This window comes from gamma proteobacterium symbiont of Lampromicra miyakona (assembly GCF_059730895.1).
In genome coordinates this window covers 1,794,221-1,808,826 of record NZ_AP035932.1, presented here as the reverse complement: position 1 = coordinate 1,808,826, position 14,606 = coordinate 1,794,221, and the positions used below count along the sequence as shown (strand labels likewise).

The following is a 14,606-nucleotide window of genomic DNA, read 5'->3' as shown; positions in this document are numbered from 1 at the left end:
TCATGTCGTCACTTGTTACACTCGAAAACATTTCGGTGAAGTTTGGCCAGCGCGCGGTGCTGGCAGGCATCAGCCTGTCGCTGCAGCCGGGCAAAATTCTCACCCTGCTGGGTCCCAACGGAGCCGGCAAGTCCACGCTGGTGCGCACGGTACTCGGCCTGCTCACGCCAGACAGCGGCAGCGTCCGCCGCGCGCCGGGGCTGCGTATTGGCTATGTGCCGCAAAAGCTGCACATCGATCCGACGCTGCCGATCAGCGTTGAGCGCTTTATGCGTCTGACGCGCGGCAGTCGCCGTGATGATATTTTGCCGGCGCTGAAGCGGGTGCAGGCCGGCCATCTGCTGCAGTCACCGCTGCAAAAACTGTCTGGTGGCGAAACGCAGCGCGTGCTACTGGCGCGCGCCCTGCTCAACCAGCCGCAGCTGCTGGTACTGGACGAACCGACGCAGGGCGTGGATGTGAACGGCCAGGTGGCGCTCTACGACTTGATCGATCAACTGCGACGCGAGCTCAACTGCGGCGTGCTGATGGTGTCGCACGACCTGCATCTGGTGATGGCAAAGACCGACGAAGTGCTGTGCCTCAACCATCACATCTGCTGTTCCGGCACGCCGGAAGCCGTCTCGCAGCATCCGGAATTTATCGCCATGTTTGGTCCGCGCGGCGCACAGCAGCTGGCGATTTATCGCCATCACCATAATCACCGTCACGATTTACAGGGACGCATTGTTCTGCGCAAAGGAAACGGCCCGTCATGATTGAACTGTTATTACCCGGCTGGCTGGGCGGCGTATTGCTGGCCCTGGCGGCCGGTCCGCTCGGCTCTTTTGTCGTCTGGCGCCGCATGTCCTATTTTGGCGATACCCTCGCCCACGCGTCATTGCTCGGCGTGGCGTTTGGTCTGTTGCTGAATGTGAACCCCTATTATGCGGTGATTCTGGTCACCATCTGTCTGGCGCTCGGGCTGGTGTGGCTGGAGCGACGCCCGCATCTGGCGATCGACACGCTGTTAGGGATTATGGCGCACAGCGCGCTGTCGCTGGGTCTGGTGGTGGTCAGTTTGATGCAGGGCGTGCGCGTTGATTTGATGGCCTATCTGTTTGGCGATTTGCTGGCGATCACCCCGGATGATTTGTCGCTGATGGCGGGCGGCGTGGCAATCGTGCTGGTGGTGATGGCGTGGCAATGGCGTTCGCTACTGTCGATGACCATCAGTCCGGAGCTGGCGCAGGTGGACGGCGTAAACATACAGCGTACCCGCCTGATGCTGATGCTGGTAACCGCGCTGACCATTGGTGTGGCGATGAAATTTGTTGGCGCGCTGATCATTACTTCACTGCTGATCATCCCGGCCGCCACGGCGCGACGCTTCTCGCGTTCGCCAGAACAGATGGCCGGCTTTGCGGTGCTCATCGGCATCATTGCCGTCACCGGTGGCCTGACCTTCTCTGCCAGCTACGACACTCCGGCCGGTCCGTCGGTGGTGCTGTGTGCTGCGGTACTGTTCATTATCAGCATGGCAAAAAAACCGGCGGCGTGACGCCGGTTACTCTTCGCGGCTGATGCCGAAATGCTTATAGGCGTGCTGCGTGGCCATCCGGCCGCGGGGAGTGCGCTGAATAAAGCCCTGCTGGATTAGGAACGGTTCGATAACGTCCTCGATGGTTTCACGCTCCTCACCAATCGCCGCCGCCAGATTATCCAGCCCCACCGGACCGCCCATGAACTTGTCAATGATCGCCAGCAGCAGCTTGCGGTCCATATAGTCGAAGCCCTGATTGTCCACATTGAGCATATCCAGCGCGCTTGCGGCCACTTCGCCACTCATGTTGCCACTGGCGCGCACTTCGGCGAAGTCACGTACACGGCGCAGCAGGCGGTTGGCGATACGTGGCGTACCGCGCGCACGGCGCGCCACTTCCAGCGCGCCCTCTTCGCTCAGCGTTAGCCCCAGGCAGGCGGCACTGCGTCCGACGATGTGCTGCAGATCCGGCACATTGTAGAACTCCAGGCGCTGCACAATCCCAAAGCGATCGCGCAGCGGTGAGGTGAGCGAGCCTGCGCGGGTGGTGGCACCAATCAGGGTAAACGGCGGCAAATCCAGTTTGATCGAGCGCGCTGCAGGTCCGTCACCGATCATGATATCCAGCTGATAATCTTCCATCGCCGGATACAGCACCTCTTCCACTACCGGCGACAGGCGATGAATTTCATCGATAAACAAGACGTCGTGCGGTTCAAGATTGGTGAGCATCGCCGCCAGGTCACCGGCCTTTTCCAGCACAGGACCGGACGTGGTGCGCAGATTGACGCCCATCTCATTAGCTACGATGTTGGCCAGCGTGGTTTTACCCAGCCCGGGCGGACCAAAGATCAGCAGGTGGTCCAGCGCATCGCCGCGCAGTTTGGCGGCCTGGATGAAAATCTCCATCTGCTCGCGCACCTGCGGCTGCCCGACATATTCCGTCAGCAGTTTGGGGCGAATAGCGCGGTCGAGGCTCTCTTCCTCAGTGAAAGAACTGCCCGAGACCAGGCGGTCGGCTTCAATCATGCATTACCTCAAATAGCAGCGCGCAGGGCTTCGCGAATCAGGGTTTCACAATCCGCATCTGGTTTGCCAACCTTGCTGACCATACGGCTGGCTTCCTGCGGTTTATAACCCAGCGCTACCAGCGCCGCAACTGCTTCAGCCTCGGCGTCGTTGTTATCCTGCTGTGCCGACGGCGTGGTCAGGGTAAACGCCGAGTCGCCACCAAACAGGTCGCCGTGCATGCCTTTGAAGCGATCTTTCATCTCAACCACCAGACGCTCAGCGGTTTTCTTGCCCACGCCCGGCAGCTTCACCAGCGAGGCGATCTCTTCGCGCTCCACCGCCGTGACAAACTGCTGCGCTGACATGCCGGAAAGAATCGCCAGCGCCAGTTTGGGCCCGACGCCGTTGACTTTGATCAGCTCACGGAACAGCGCCCGCTCCTGCTTACTGTTAAACCCGAACAGCAGCTGCGCATCTTCCCGCACCACAAACTGGGTGAAGATAATTGCTTCCTGGTTGATGTCCGGCAGCTCGTAAAAGCAGGTCATTGGCAGGTGCACTTCGTAACCCACACCGTGCGCCTCAATCAGCACCAGCGGCGGCTGTTTTTCCAGAATAATGCCTCGTAAACGACCAATCACCTGAGCAATTCCTTAGTGTATGTGTAAGCGTCTGAATCATCGGCCTCCTGCCACACCGCGCTCAACCGCGCGCCTGCTGGAGGTAAAATGTCGGCTATGTATATCATAAAAAAGGCTGGATGCATATCCAGCCTATTGAATGGCCACGCTTTTGCTAACCGGATCGCAAACGTCCGCGCGTCAGCACCAGTTTGCTGTCGCTCATGCGCGCCGCATTCTGGCTGACGTGGCAATGGGTGATGGCGATGGCCAGCGCATCGGCGGCATCCGCCTGCGGATTGGCCGGCAGTTTGAGCAGCGTGCGCACCATGTGCTGCACCTGGCTTTTTTCCGCGCTACCGATGCCGGTTACCGTCTGCTTCACCTGACGGGCCGCATACTCGAACACCGGCAGATCAAGATTAACCGCTGCGACAATTGCCGCGCCACGCGCCTGCCCCAGCTTGAGCGCCGAGTCCGCGTTCTTCGCCATAAACACCTGCTCAATGGCGAAGTAATCCGGCGCGAACTGGGTGATGATTTCGCTGACGCCTGCGTAAATCAGTTTGAGGCGGGAAGGCAGATCGGTGACGTTAGTGCGGATACAGCCGCTGCCCAGATAGCTGAGCTGGCGGCCGGTCTGGCGGATGACACCGTAGCCGGTGACGCGCGAGCCGGGGTCAATCCCGAGTATTATCGCCATAGCGCGTCTCCGTATTGCAGGGAGTTGCGTAACGCCATTACAGCGTTTCCGCTACCTCATCAGAAATTTCACCGTTGTGGTAAACTTCCTGCACATCATCACAATCTTCCAGCATGTCGATCAGACGCAGCAGTTTAGGTGCGGTCTCGGCATCCAGTTCCGCTTTAGTTGATGGAATCATCGACACTTCAGCACTGTCGGCTTTCAGACCAGTGGCTTCCAGTGCATCGCGCACGCTGCCCAGCTCTTCCCACGCGGTAAAGACGTCAATCGCGCCATCGTCATAGCTCACGACATCTTCTGCACCGGCTTCCAGCGCCGCTTCCATCACGGCATCTTCGTCCTGGCCTGGCGCGAAGGAGATCACGCCTTTCTTGCTGAACAGGTAAGATACCGAACCGTCGGTGCCGAGGTTACCGCCGGTTTTGCTGAAGGCGTGACGCACTTCGCCCACGGTACGGTTACGGTTATCACTCAGACACTCCACCATGACTGCAGAGCCGCCCGGACCGTAACCTTCATAGATGATGGTTTCCATGTTGCTGTCATCTTCACCGCCGACGCCGCGCGCGATAGCACGGTTCATGGTGTCACGCGTCATGTTGTTGGACAGGGCTTTGTCCATCGCTGCGCGCAGACGAGGGTTGGAGCCGGCATCGCCACCGCCCAGCTTGGCCGCTGTCACCAGCTCGCGAATGATTTTGGTGAAGATTTTACCGCGCTTGGCGTCCTGAGCCGCTTTGCGGTGCTTTGTATTCGCCCATTTACTATGTCCAGCCATCTTACATATTCTCCGATCTTTAACAGGGTGCAGGCTATCTTGCTGGCAATCTTGTTCCCCGGCAGTGCGCGCAATCCTCACGTACTCATGTACGCTCCGGTTGCTGTGCGCTGGCGGTGAACAACCTTGCTGCGCCGATGACGCCTGACTGTTCTATTTTAGCGGTGCAAATCTTTCGACTTACACCGTATGTCTGTAATTTAACGATAAAACCACCGGAAAAACGCGCGGTGGCGGGCATTCAGATAAATTCGTCGATTGCCTGACGATTACTCCACGAGCGGGTTAGTGCGGCGGCGGCGGCCGGTGTCAGCCACTGTGCGGCGAGATGCTCGCTCAGCAGTGGCTGGCGTTCGGCGGGCAGCGCCAGCCGGAACCAGTGTTCCCGGTTATGCGTGATGCCCGGCGCATAACGATGGCGATAGTGCGGAAAGATCTCAAACTCAATCTGTTTGTGGCAATCTTCCAGCACCAGCCCCTCTGCGGCAATATCAATCGCCAGCTCTTCAGCCACTTCGCGCTGCGCCGTTTGCGCCGGCGTTTCGCCCGGCTCCAGGCTGCCGGTAACCGACTGCCAGAAGCTGGGGTCATCGCGCCGCTGCAGCATTAACACCCGGCCGGTATCTTGCGCAAAAATCACCACCAGCACCGATACCGGGTGTTTATAGCCCATTATTTCGTCTCTGGAGTGACTTTCTTCGGCGCGATCTGGATACCGAGGTCCGCCAGCGCCGCCGGATTGGCTTCGCTTGGCGCTTCAGTCATCAGACAGGCCGCCGCAGTGGTTTTCGGGAACGCAATCACATCGCGGATATTGTCGGTGCCGGTCAGCAGCATGGTCAGACGGTCAAGACCGAATGCCAGACCTGCGTGCGGCGGGGTACCGAACTTCAGCGCATCCAGCAGGAAGCCAAACTTCTCACGCTGCTCTTCTTCGCTGATGCCCAGAATGCTAAACACTGTCTGCTGCATATTGCCGCTGTGGATACGCACCGAACCGCCGCCCACTTCATAACCGTTGATCACCATATCGTAGGCGTTAGCCACCGCCTGCGTCGGATCGGCCGCCAGCTGTTCCGCCGTCAGCGCTTTTGGCGAGGTGAACGGATGGTGCATCGCCGCCAGGCCGCCTTCGTCGTCCTCTTCGAACATCGGGAAGTCAACCACCCACAGCGGAGCCCAGGCTTTATCATTGGTGATTTGCAGGTCACGGCCCACTTTCAGGCGCAGTGCACCCAGTGCATCCGCCACCACTTTGGCACGGTCGGCGCCGAAGAAGATCAGGTCGCCGTCCTGCGCGTCGGTACGCTGCAGAATAGCTTCAACGATCTCCGGCGTCAGGAATTTGGCCACCGGGCTCTGCACGCCGTCGAAACCGCTGGCGCGCGCATTGATCTTCATCCACGCCAGACCTTTGGCACCGTAAATGCCGACAAAGCTGCCGTATTCGTCGATTTGCTTACGCGTCAGGGCGGCACCGCCCGGCACGCGCAGCGCCGCAACGCGCCCTTTCGGGTCGTTTGCCGGGCCGGCGAACACCTGGAATTCAACGCTTTTCAGCAGGTCAGCAACGTCCACCAGCTCCATCGGGTTACGCAGGTCTGGCTTATCCGAACCATAGCGGTTCATCGCTTCGGCAAAGGTCATTTGCGGGAAGTCACCGAGGTCGACGCCTTTGATGTCCAGCCACAGTTCACGGATCATCCGCTCCATCACGCTGCGCACCTGCTCCGCGCTCATGAACGAGGTTTCCACGTCGATCTGGGTGAACTCCGGCTGACGGTCAGCACGCAGGTCTTCATCACGGAAGCATTTGACGATCTGATAGTAGCGGTCAAAACCAGACATCATCAGCAGCTGTTTAAACAGCTGCGGTGACTGCGGCAGCGCGTAGAATTTACCTTTGTGCACCCGGCTCGGCACCAGGTAGTCACGCGCGCCTTCCGGCGTGGCTTTGGTCAGCATCGGGGTTTCGATGTCGAGGAAGCCTTCACCGTCCATAAAGCGGCGCACAAAGCTGGTAATTCTGGCACGGGTTTTCAGACGCTGCGCCATTTCCGGACGACGCAGGTCGAGGTAGCGATAGGTCAGACGCGCTTCTTCGCTGTTGGTCTGGTTAGAGTCCAGCGGCAGCGGTTCTGCGCGGTTGATGATGTTCAGCTCATGGGCGAACACTTCGATGTCACCGGTGGCCATGTCGCTGTTGCGGTTTTTCTCTTCACGCGCACGCACAGTACCGGTGATCTGGATACAGAATTCATTACGCAGTTCAGACGCCAGCTGGAAAGCCTGCTGATGATCGGCATCGAAAAACACCTGCGCGATGCCTTCGCGGTCACGCATATCGATAAAAATCAGGCTGCCGAGATCGCGACGGCGATTGACCCAGCCGCAGAGAGTAACTTGCTGACCCACATGAGACAGATTGAGCTGTCCGCAATATTCTGTACGCATAACGTATCCTTTTAACTTCGCCGCTGCTGCCAGACAGCATCAGGCCGCGTAACCTTCTGAGATGCTGCCGCAAAAAAGGCGGCTATTATAATGGAAAATGGCAGGCAGGATAAGCAGATCCCGCGCAAAGCGGACAAATCGTCAGCGTTTGCCGCGCGATCGGTTCCTGCCCGTGGCAAAACCGGGTAACGTACGGCGCATTTTCCGCGCCACAGCAGGCAGGAGCAGTTTTGACACTTCGTATTGGATTACCACAATGGCAGCACGCCAACTGGAAAGTATTGGGTATCGAAACCCTGGCGGATTACGCCCGGCTGTTCGGCTGCGTCGAAGGCAACACCACGCTTTACGCGCTGCCCAAACCCGAAGTAGTGCAGCGCTGGTATGACATGACTGACGACGCCTTTCGCTTCTGCTTTAAATTTCCTGACACCATCAGCCACAAAGCGGCGCTGAAGAACTGTGATGAGCTGGTGAATGAATTTCTGCGCCTGCTGGATCCGCTCAGCCAGCGCATCGGCCAGTACTGGCTGCAGCTGCCCGCCGCCTTTTCACCGGCGCAGCTGACAGATTTATGGGCGTTTCTCGATCGCCTGCCGCGCAGCTTTCACTATGGCGTGGAAGTGCGCCATGCGGCCTTTTTTGCTAAAGGCGAGGCCGAGCGCGCGCTGAATCGCGGCCTGCATCAGCGCGGGGTTAATCGGGTGATTCTCGACAGCCGTCCGGTGCACGCCTCTGCCTCGCTCAGCCCGGCCGCCGTGCATGCGCGCGCGCAAAAGCCGCGCGTGCCGACGCACGCGGTGCGCACTGCCGGTCAGCCGATGGTGCGCTTTATCGGCAGCGACAGCGTGGAGGAGAGCCTGCCACTGTTTGATGTCTGGCAGCAAAAACTGGCGGACTGGCAGCACGACAGCGACCCGCTGCTGTTCATCCACACGCCGGATATGGGCGCGGTGTTTCCGCTGCTGCAGGCGCTCTGGCCGCAGCTGCAACAGCTGGAGCCGATGCTGCGCCCGCTGCCCGCCTGGCCACAGCAATCCAGCCTGTTCTAAACGCAGGGAAACGGGTGCAGCCTGCGGCAGTTTCTGCCAGAATAGCGCCCTTTCCGTTTTCTCTCCGGATAATTCATTATGTCTGACCGCGATACGCTATTCTCCGCGCCCATCGATAAACTGGGCGACTGGACCTTTGACGAGCGCGTGGCTGAAGTCTTTCCCGATATGATTCAGCGCTCGGTGCCGGGTTACTCCAACATCATTTCGATGATTGGCATGCTGGCAGAACGCTTTGTACAGCCCAACAGCCAGGTTTACGATCTCGGCTGCTCGCTGGGCGCGGCCACGCTGGCGGTGCGCCGCAATATTCAGGCACCGGGTTGCCAGATTATTGCCGTCGATAATTCGCCGGCGATGGTGGAACGCTGCCGCCGTCACATCGACGCCTTCCGCGCCGCTACGCCGGTGCAGGTGCTGGAAGCGGATATCCGCGATATCCACATCGAAAACGCCTCACTGGTGGTGCTCAACTTTACCCTGCAGTTTCTCGAGCCGGACGCGCGCCTGACGCTGCTGCAAAAAATCGCTGCCGGCCTCAATCCGGGCGGTGCGCTGGTGCTGTCGGAAAAGTTCAGCTTTGAAGATGCCGACGTCGGCGAACTGCTGTTCAACATGCACCACGATTTTAAGCGCGCCAACGGCTACAGCGAGCTGGAGATCAGCCAGAAGCGCAGCATGCTGGAGAATGTGATGCTGACGGACAGCGTGGAAACGCATAAAGCCCGCCTGAAAAGTGCTGGCTTTGCCCACGCCGAGCTGTGGTTCCAGTGCTTTAACTTTGGCTCACTGGTGGCGTTGAAATGATTGATTTTGGCCGTTTTTATCAGCAAATCGCCACCGGCCCGCTCGCCAGCTGGCTGGAAGTGTTGCCGGCGCAGGTCGCCGCCTGGCAGCGTGAAAACCTGCACGGACATTTTCGCAACTGGGAGAAGTCGGTCGACAATCTGCCGCTGCTGGTGCCGCAGCAGCTCGATCTGCTGCACAGCGTCAGCGCGCAGCATGACGCGTTAACCGATCGCCAGCGCGCCGGCATCGAAAAGCTGCTGCGTAACCTGATGCCGTGGCGCAAAGGGCCGTTTTCGCTCTACGGCTGCGACATCGACACAGAATGGCGCTCCGACTGGAAGTGGGACCGCGTGCTGCCGCATATCTCTTCGCTGGCCGGTCGAACCGTGCTGGATGTAGGCTGCGGCAGCGGTTATCACATGTGGCGCATGATTGGTGCCGGCGCGCAGCTGGTAGTCGGTATCGATCCAATGCAGCTGTTCCTGTGCCAGTTCGAAGCGGTACGTAAGCTGCTGGGTGACGATCGCCGTGCGCATCTGCTGCCGCTGGGCATTGAGCAGTTGCCGGCGCTGCAGGCGTTCGATACCGTGTTCTCCATGGGCGTGCTCTATCACCGGCGTTCGCCGCTCGACCATCTGCTGCAACTGAAAAATCAGCTGGTCAGCGACGGCGAACTGGTACTGGAAACGCTGGTGATTGAAGGCGATGAAAACGCGGTGCTGGTGCCGGGTGAACGCTATGCGCAGATGCGCAACGTTTACTTTATTCCGTCTGCGGCGGCGCTGAAAAACTGGCTGGAGAAGTGCGGTTTTGTCGATGTGCGCATCGCCGATTACGCCATCACCTCGGTGGAAGAGCAGCGTCGCACCGACTGGATGACCAGCGAATCGCTGGCGGAGTTCCTCGATCCGCACGACAGCAGCAAAACGATTGAAGGCTATCCCGCCCCGCTGCGTGCCGTGCTGGTGGCGCGCAAACCGTAACGCTTAACGCCGCGACAGCGCCAGCTTCGCGGCGAAACCAATAAACACGCAGCCGGTCAGGCGATCCATCACTTTTAACACTGCCGGACGGCGCAGATGACCGGCAAAGTACTGGCTGCCGCTAATCAATACCGCGTTCCACACTAAGCCAATCACCATGTGGGTGAGCGCCATCAGCGTGCACCACAGCGCCACCGATCCGCCGGCCGGGATAAACTGCGGCAGAAAAGTGACGTAAAAGACCCCGACTTTGGGATTGAGCAGGTTACCGGTCAGGCCACGCGCAAAGCAGGTCAGATAGCGCTCTTCCCGCTTTTGCCCCTCCTGCCCGCTGGCCACCGTGCTGCGCGGGTTAAGCAGCAGTCTGACGCCGAGATACAGCAGGTACACGGCACCGATGCCTTTCAGCAGGTTATAAGCCATTTCCGAAGCCAGCAGCAGCGCGCCTAAGCCCAGCCCGACCGCCACGCCCCACACCAGACAGCCGAGCGTAACGCCCAATGCCGTCGCCGAGGCACGCTGCCATCCCTGCGCAGCCGCCGAACGCAGCACCAGCGCGGTATCGAAGCCGGGCGTCAGCGTAAGCAGGGTAATGGCGAAAAGGAATGAAATAATCAGTGTCATGATGGGCTCCCGGGTTGTGCACAGAACAGCATACGCGACGGCGCATCAATTGTCCGTCGCCGGACGATCCCAGTACTGATATTTGTAGGCCGAACTCAGATGCCGCTCAATGGTGCCTTTGGCAAACACTTCGGTCTCATGCAAATAGCTCAGCGTGCAATTGCCCACCTCGTCCCACAACTGGCACTCATCCACCGATCGCAAAGTGCTGACCGGCGTGGTCGAGGTGCCGTGCAGCCGCAGTTCGCGCCACTGATTATCGTAGCTGTAGGTCTCTTTGCTGCGCGCGCTGGTGGATGCCACCACCAGCCCCTGCGGATTCCAGCGCCAGGTATTCTCGCCGTTAGTCAATTCATCGCTGCCGCGCGCAATACTTTTTTCCAGCCGGAAGTGTTTATCGTAGCGGTAAGTGGTATCGGTAAAGCCCTCTTTCCCCATGCTGGTAAATTTGTCCGAGGCGCTGATGATGTTGCCGTGTTGCCCCATCTGCCAGCTAATGGTGCCCTGCCGGTTATCCACCACCTCCTCTTTGCCCGCGCGGGTCACTTTAACCAGATAAGCATAGTCAGCCACCCAGCCGCGCTGCACGCGCGCGATATGCTGCTCCATGCTCAGCACCACGTTGCCTTCGCTTTTGTCATAGGTGATGTCAGCCACCATCAGATCGCCGCACTGGTCAAACTGACCGAGCACGCGCTTCTGCGAGTTGACGTCTTTACCAAACTCCCCGGCCACCACCTGGCGCACCGCGCCTTTGGCGTCGCCGCCCAGCATAATCCAGTTGTTGCTGCTGGTGATGTTTTTGCTCAGCGGCGGGCAGGTGCTGCTGGCGGCCAGCGCCGCGCCGGCAACGGGGAACAGCAGAATCACAACAGCATAAGGGAGGGATTTCATCAGCGTTATCCGCGCGTTAAGCCATAGAGTAATCAAAGCATCTTTTTCACCAATGCGCTATTCATGGCGAAGCGGCAGACAAAAAGAACCCCAGCAAGGAACTGGGGTTTGGTACTTGCAAACATCACGTCAGGTTTTCGGCGTGCTGCGCGGCAAAATTGGTACGGGTCAGGCGACCCGGTCAACGCTCATCTGCATCATGCTCTTCATGGCTTCGACGACATCGCCATCGACACAGGAGCGGCTGAATTCATCGGTTTCCGCTTCAGAACACATCGAGACACCGGCTTTACGGTAGCGCATCGGTGACGCGACGGCGCGGCTGGCGGAGCTGTGGACTTCCTGCAATCCGCTGTCGAGGAACTTTTGCAGATTGCTGAGGCGCACGCCTGCCCCTGCCATAATGATTGGACCGGTGCTGTATTCATTTAGTTCCCGTAATAATGCAATTCCGGTTTCAGCGCTCTGCTGCTGACCGGAAGTCAGAACGCGGGCGATCCCTAAATCAGTCAGCACCTCCAGCGAACGCTTCGGGCTGTGGCACAAATCAAAGGCGCGATGGAAGGTCACAGCCATGCCGTCGCACAGCGCCATAATCTGCTGCATGCGTACCGTGTCGACGTGCGCATCTTCGTCCAGCATGCCAATCACCAGGCCAGGAAAACCCAGCTCGCGAATGCGCGCCACGTCCGATTTCATCACCTCAAATTCGCGTGCGGTGTAACAAAAATCGCCGCCGCGCGGCCGCACGATCGGGTGGACCGGAATGGTCAGTTCACGTTGTGCGGCTTCCAGCATACCCGCCGAAGGTGTCAGTCCGCCTTCACGCGGAGCACTGCACAGCTCCACGCGATCGGCACCGGACGCCTGCGCAGTCATTGCGCAGTCGATGCCATAGCAACAAATTTCCAGTTTCGTCATACCTTGCTCCTTTTCATGACTGCTGGCTCGGGAGGAGTGCATCAGTTAGTCTGCTCATTCAGACAGTTTACGTGGAAAGCGCACTATGGCATTCGATTTTGATCAAGGGATAGACCGTCGTCACAGCGATAGTTTGAAATGGCACAAATATGGTGATCGCGATGTGCTGCCTTTGTGGGTTGCCGACACCGATTTTCGCTCGCCGCCGTGCATCATTGAGGCCATTAAACAGCGTGCCGACCACGGTGTTTTCGGCTATGGCGCGACGCCGCACGGTTTGATTGATATCACTATTTCCCGCTTAGCCCAGCGCTATGGCTGGCAGATTGAGCCGGAATGGATTGTGTTGCTGCCGGGCGTGGTGAGCGGACTGAATTTATCGGTCCGGGCATTTACCGAGTCGTCGCAGAGCACCGTGGCACCGACGCCGATTTATCCGCCGTTTCGCGCGGCGGCGCGGCTGGCGCAGCGCGCTCAGGTCAATCTGCCATTGCAGTTACAGCAGGATCGCTGGGTGATGCAGCTGGATGACAGCCAGATGCAGGGCAACGAGCGCCTGCTCATGCTGTGCAATCCGCAGAATCCGGGCGGCACCGCCTACCGCCGGGATGAGCTGGAGGCGCAGCTGGCCTTTGCCCAACGCCACGATTTGCTGGTGTGCTCCGATGAAATCCATTGTGACTTGCTGTTAACGCCCGGCGTACAGCACATTCCGTTTGCCTCGCTGAGCGAAGACGCCGCCCAGCGCAGCATTACCCTGATTTCGCCGTCTAAAACCTTTAACATCGCCGGGCTGGGTGCGTCCATGGCCATTATCCCTCATCCCGAACTGCGGAAACGCTTTAAGCAGGTGCGTGAAGGCATCGTACCGGGTGTGGATATTCTGGCGCTGGTAGCGGCGGAAGCCGCATGGCGCGGCGGTGATGCATGGCTGGCGGACCAGCTGGTTTACCTGCGCACCAATCGTGACTGGCTGGTGCAGCAGGTGAATGCGCTGCCGGAACTCAGCATGGTCGCGCCAGAGGCCAGCTACCTCGGCTGGATTGACGCTAGCCAGCTGGATGTCGCCAGCCCGGCGCTGTATTTCGAAAAACACGGTCTCGGTTTCTCGCCGGGCCGTGATTTCGGCGACGATCGCTTCGTGCGCTTCAACTTTGGCTGCACGCACGCCACCCTGCAGCAGGCGGTATCGCGCCTGCAGCAGGCAGTGGCAGCGCGGCGCTAAGCCTGTTCGCTGGCAACGATCTCCTCCAGCCGCCACGGATGAAACTTAATGGTGGTTTGCCCGTCCGTCACCGCTAAGGTCGGATTGGGCAGACGTTCATTTTCGCCCTGCGGCGTGCTGGTTTTAAACGCGATGCCCGGCTGCGTCAGCGCCTCGTCTGCCAGCAACGCCATCGCACGCATGCCCAGCGTTTCCGGCTCGCCGCGCAACACAATTTCCACATGTTCCCAGCCTTCGTGGCGATACAGCTTCTCACCGGGCCACGGTAGCTCGATCACATCCACCTGCCAGCCCGCGATGCGCAGCGGCTGATGCAGCTTAAACAGGCAGATCGGCCGTCCGTTGATCATCGCTTCGGAAAACTGATCGCCGATTTGCAGTAACCCGGCTTTCCAGCGTTCTGCCGTGGCGAACTGGTGACAGCGCACCGCCACGTGGTCCGCCTCATGCTGCGTGAGGTCAAGGCCGAGGCGTGCCGCAAAATGTTGCAAAGCCTGTTCAAATCGGGACAGGTCTTGTTTTAAGTCACTCAGTTCTGAAGGAAAATCCAGATTCATACGTTAAATACCTCAAACTCAGTTCAGATCTTTTAATCAATAAAAAAACAGGGTTGCCGCAGCTTTCGCTTGACAAAATGCTCGGATTCATCCGATTTCACGCCAAAAACCTTCAAAAACCGCATAAACCGCCCCTCTCTTTCGGATTAATCGCGTAATCAGGTCCACACGTTACTTTATAAAAGTGCCTTAACCAACTGTTATTATTAACAATAGTTAATACAATGAGATAACTCTTATTTACCCGTCAATCAATTGCAGTAGCTGATCCTTTCTTATAAATTTGGGTTTCACAACTACAAGGAATGGCCCTATGTCTATGCTCATTGTTGTCGCGGTCCTGATAGCCTTGATGGGATTTGCAATTTCCCGCCACTGGAAGGTGCGTGAAGACAAAAGCGTTAAAAATCCCCGTCGCCACCCGCGCCGCCGTTAACCGGCGCGCGGGCCTGCGTCCACCGGCAGCCATA

At 58.7% G+C, this 14,606-nt stretch carries 17 protein-coding genes; 7 read left to right on the top strand and 10 right to left on the bottom strand.

Annotated features, from left to right (window positions below):
- Nucleotides 1-2 precede the first annotated feature (2 nt).
- Entirely contained in the window at nucleotides 3-758 is a 756-nt protein-coding gene (gene znuC / locus AC6I8P_RS08325; protein WP_058774752.1) for a zinc ABC transporter ATP-binding protein ZnuC, read from the top strand.
- The gene (gene znuB / locus AC6I8P_RS08320; RefSeq protein ID WP_104093220.1) at nucleotides 755-1,540 is read left to right on the top strand and encodes a zinc ABC transporter permease subunit ZnuB; all 786 of its coding nucleotides are present in this window, start codon (nucleotides 755-757) and stop codon (nucleotides 1,538-1,540) included. Before znuC ends, znuB begins: the two co-directional genes overlap by 4 nt.
- Nucleotides 1,541-1,546: 6 nt before the next feature.
- Here the strand turns inward: znuB and ruvB are convergent, their stop codons facing one another.
- From ruvB to aspS, 6 genes are all read right to left on the bottom strand, one after another.
- A complete protein-coding gene (gene ruvB / locus AC6I8P_RS08315) occupies nucleotides 1,547-2,551 on the bottom strand; it encodes a Holliday junction branch migration DNA helicase RuvB (RefSeq protein ID WP_021509970.1) in 1,005 nt (334 codons plus the stop codon).
- 8 nt (nucleotides 2,552-2,559) lie between these two features.
- Nucleotides 2,560-3,174 carry a Holliday junction branch migration protein RuvA gene (ruvA, locus tag AC6I8P_RS08310; RefSeq protein WP_021509969.1) on the bottom strand — a complete coding sequence of 205 codons (615 nt, stop codon included), beginning with the start codon at nucleotides 3,172-3,174 and terminating at the stop codon, nucleotides 2,560-2,562.
- Between the two features lie 154 nt (nucleotides 3,175-3,328).
- A complete protein-coding gene (ruvC, locus tag AC6I8P_RS08305) occupies nucleotides 3,329-3,856 on the bottom strand; it encodes a crossover junction endodeoxyribonuclease RuvC (protein ID WP_021509968.1) in 528 nt (175 codons plus the stop codon).
- Between the two features lie 37 nt (nucleotides 3,857-3,893).
- Nucleotides 3,894-4,637, bottom strand: a complete 744-nt coding sequence (locus tag AC6I8P_RS08300; RefSeq protein WP_021509967.1) for a YebC/PmpR family DNA-binding transcriptional regulator — start codon at nucleotides 4,635-4,637, stop codon at nucleotides 3,894-3,896.
- Nucleotides 4,638-4,878: 241 nt separating this feature from the next.
- Nucleotides 4,879-5,310, bottom strand: a complete 432-nt coding sequence (gene nudB / locus AC6I8P_RS08295; protein ID WP_058771222.1) for a dihydroneopterin triphosphate diphosphatase — start codon at nucleotides 5,308-5,310, stop codon at nucleotides 4,879-4,881.
- Entirely contained in the window at nucleotides 5,310-7,091 is a 1,782-nt protein-coding gene (gene aspS, locus AC6I8P_RS08290) for an aspartate--tRNA ligase (protein WP_059009762.1), read from the bottom strand. The genes nudB and aspS overlap by 1 nt, the downstream gene beginning before the upstream one ends.
- Before the next feature lie 230 nt (nucleotides 7,092-7,321).
- Between aspS and AC6I8P_RS08285 the strand changes: the two genes are divergently transcribed.
- From AC6I8P_RS08285 to cmoB, 3 genes are all read left to right on the top strand, one after another.
- Complete coding sequence (locus tag AC6I8P_RS08285) at nucleotides 7,322-8,143, top strand: DUF72 domain-containing protein (protein ID WP_104093218.1); 822 nt, start codon at nucleotides 7,322-7,324, stop codon at nucleotides 8,141-8,143.
- A gap of 78 nt (nucleotides 8,144-8,221) precedes the next feature.
- Nucleotides 8,222-8,950: a carboxy-S-adenosyl-L-methionine synthase CmoA gene (cmoA, locus tag AC6I8P_RS08280; RefSeq protein WP_058757507.1), complete on the top strand. Its 729-nt coding sequence runs from the start codon at nucleotides 8,222-8,224 to the stop codon at nucleotides 8,948-8,950.
- The gene (gene cmoB / locus AC6I8P_RS08275) at nucleotides 8,947-9,915 is read left to right on the top strand and encodes a tRNA 5-methoxyuridine(34)/uridine 5-oxyacetic acid(34) synthase CmoB (RefSeq protein ID WP_021509962.1); all 969 of its coding nucleotides are present in this window, start codon (nucleotides 8,947-8,949) and stop codon (nucleotides 9,913-9,915) included. The genes cmoA and cmoB overlap by 4 nt, the downstream gene beginning before the upstream one ends.
- Before the next feature lie 3 nt (nucleotides 9,916-9,918).
- On the opposite strand, the gene AC6I8P_RS08270 is transcribed toward cmoB, so the two are convergent.
- From AC6I8P_RS08270 to cutC, 3 genes are all read right to left on the bottom strand, one after another.
- The gene (locus tag AC6I8P_RS08270; RefSeq protein WP_058757506.1) at nucleotides 9,919-10,539 is read right to left on the bottom strand and encodes a LysE family translocator; all 621 of its coding nucleotides are present in this window, start codon (nucleotides 10,537-10,539) and stop codon (nucleotides 9,919-9,921) included.
- 45 nt (nucleotides 10,540-10,584) lie between these two features.
- Complete coding sequence (locus tag AC6I8P_RS08265) at nucleotides 10,585-11,433, bottom strand: hypothetical protein (RefSeq protein ID WP_088517807.1); 849 nt, start codon at nucleotides 11,431-11,433, stop codon at nucleotides 10,585-10,587.
- A 168-nt stretch (nucleotides 11,434-11,601) separates the two neighbouring features.
- The gene (cutC, locus tag AC6I8P_RS08260) at nucleotides 11,602-12,354 is read right to left on the bottom strand and encodes a copper homeostasis protein CutC (RefSeq protein WP_058774576.1); all 753 of its coding nucleotides are present in this window, start codon (nucleotides 12,352-12,354) and stop codon (nucleotides 11,602-11,604) included.
- Nucleotides 12,355-12,439: 85 nt separating this feature from the next.
- Here cutC and AC6I8P_RS08255 point away from each other — a divergent pair, with 85 nt between their 5' ends.
- Nucleotides 12,440-13,579: a MalY/PatB family protein gene (locus tag AC6I8P_RS08255; protein WP_498031112.1), complete on the top strand. Its 1,140-nt coding sequence runs from the start codon at nucleotides 12,440-12,442 to the stop codon at nucleotides 13,577-13,579.
- Here AC6I8P_RS08255 and AC6I8P_RS08250 read toward each other — a convergent pair.
- Nucleotides 13,576-14,136: a VOC family protein gene (locus AC6I8P_RS08250; protein ID WP_058774574.1), complete on the bottom strand. Its 561-nt coding sequence runs from the start codon at nucleotides 14,134-14,136 to the stop codon at nucleotides 13,576-13,578. The genes AC6I8P_RS08255 and AC6I8P_RS08250 overlap by 4 nt on opposite strands.
- 313 nt (nucleotides 14,137-14,449) lie before the next feature.
- On the opposite strand from AC6I8P_RS08250, the gene AC6I8P_RS08245 reads away from it, so the two are divergent.
- Nucleotides 14,450-14,572 carry a hypothetical protein gene (locus AC6I8P_RS08245; RefSeq protein WP_007889544.1) on the top strand — a complete coding sequence of 41 codons (123 nt, stop codon included), beginning with the start codon at nucleotides 14,450-14,452 and terminating at the stop codon, nucleotides 14,570-14,572.
- Nucleotides 14,573-14,606 lie beyond the last annotated feature (34 nt).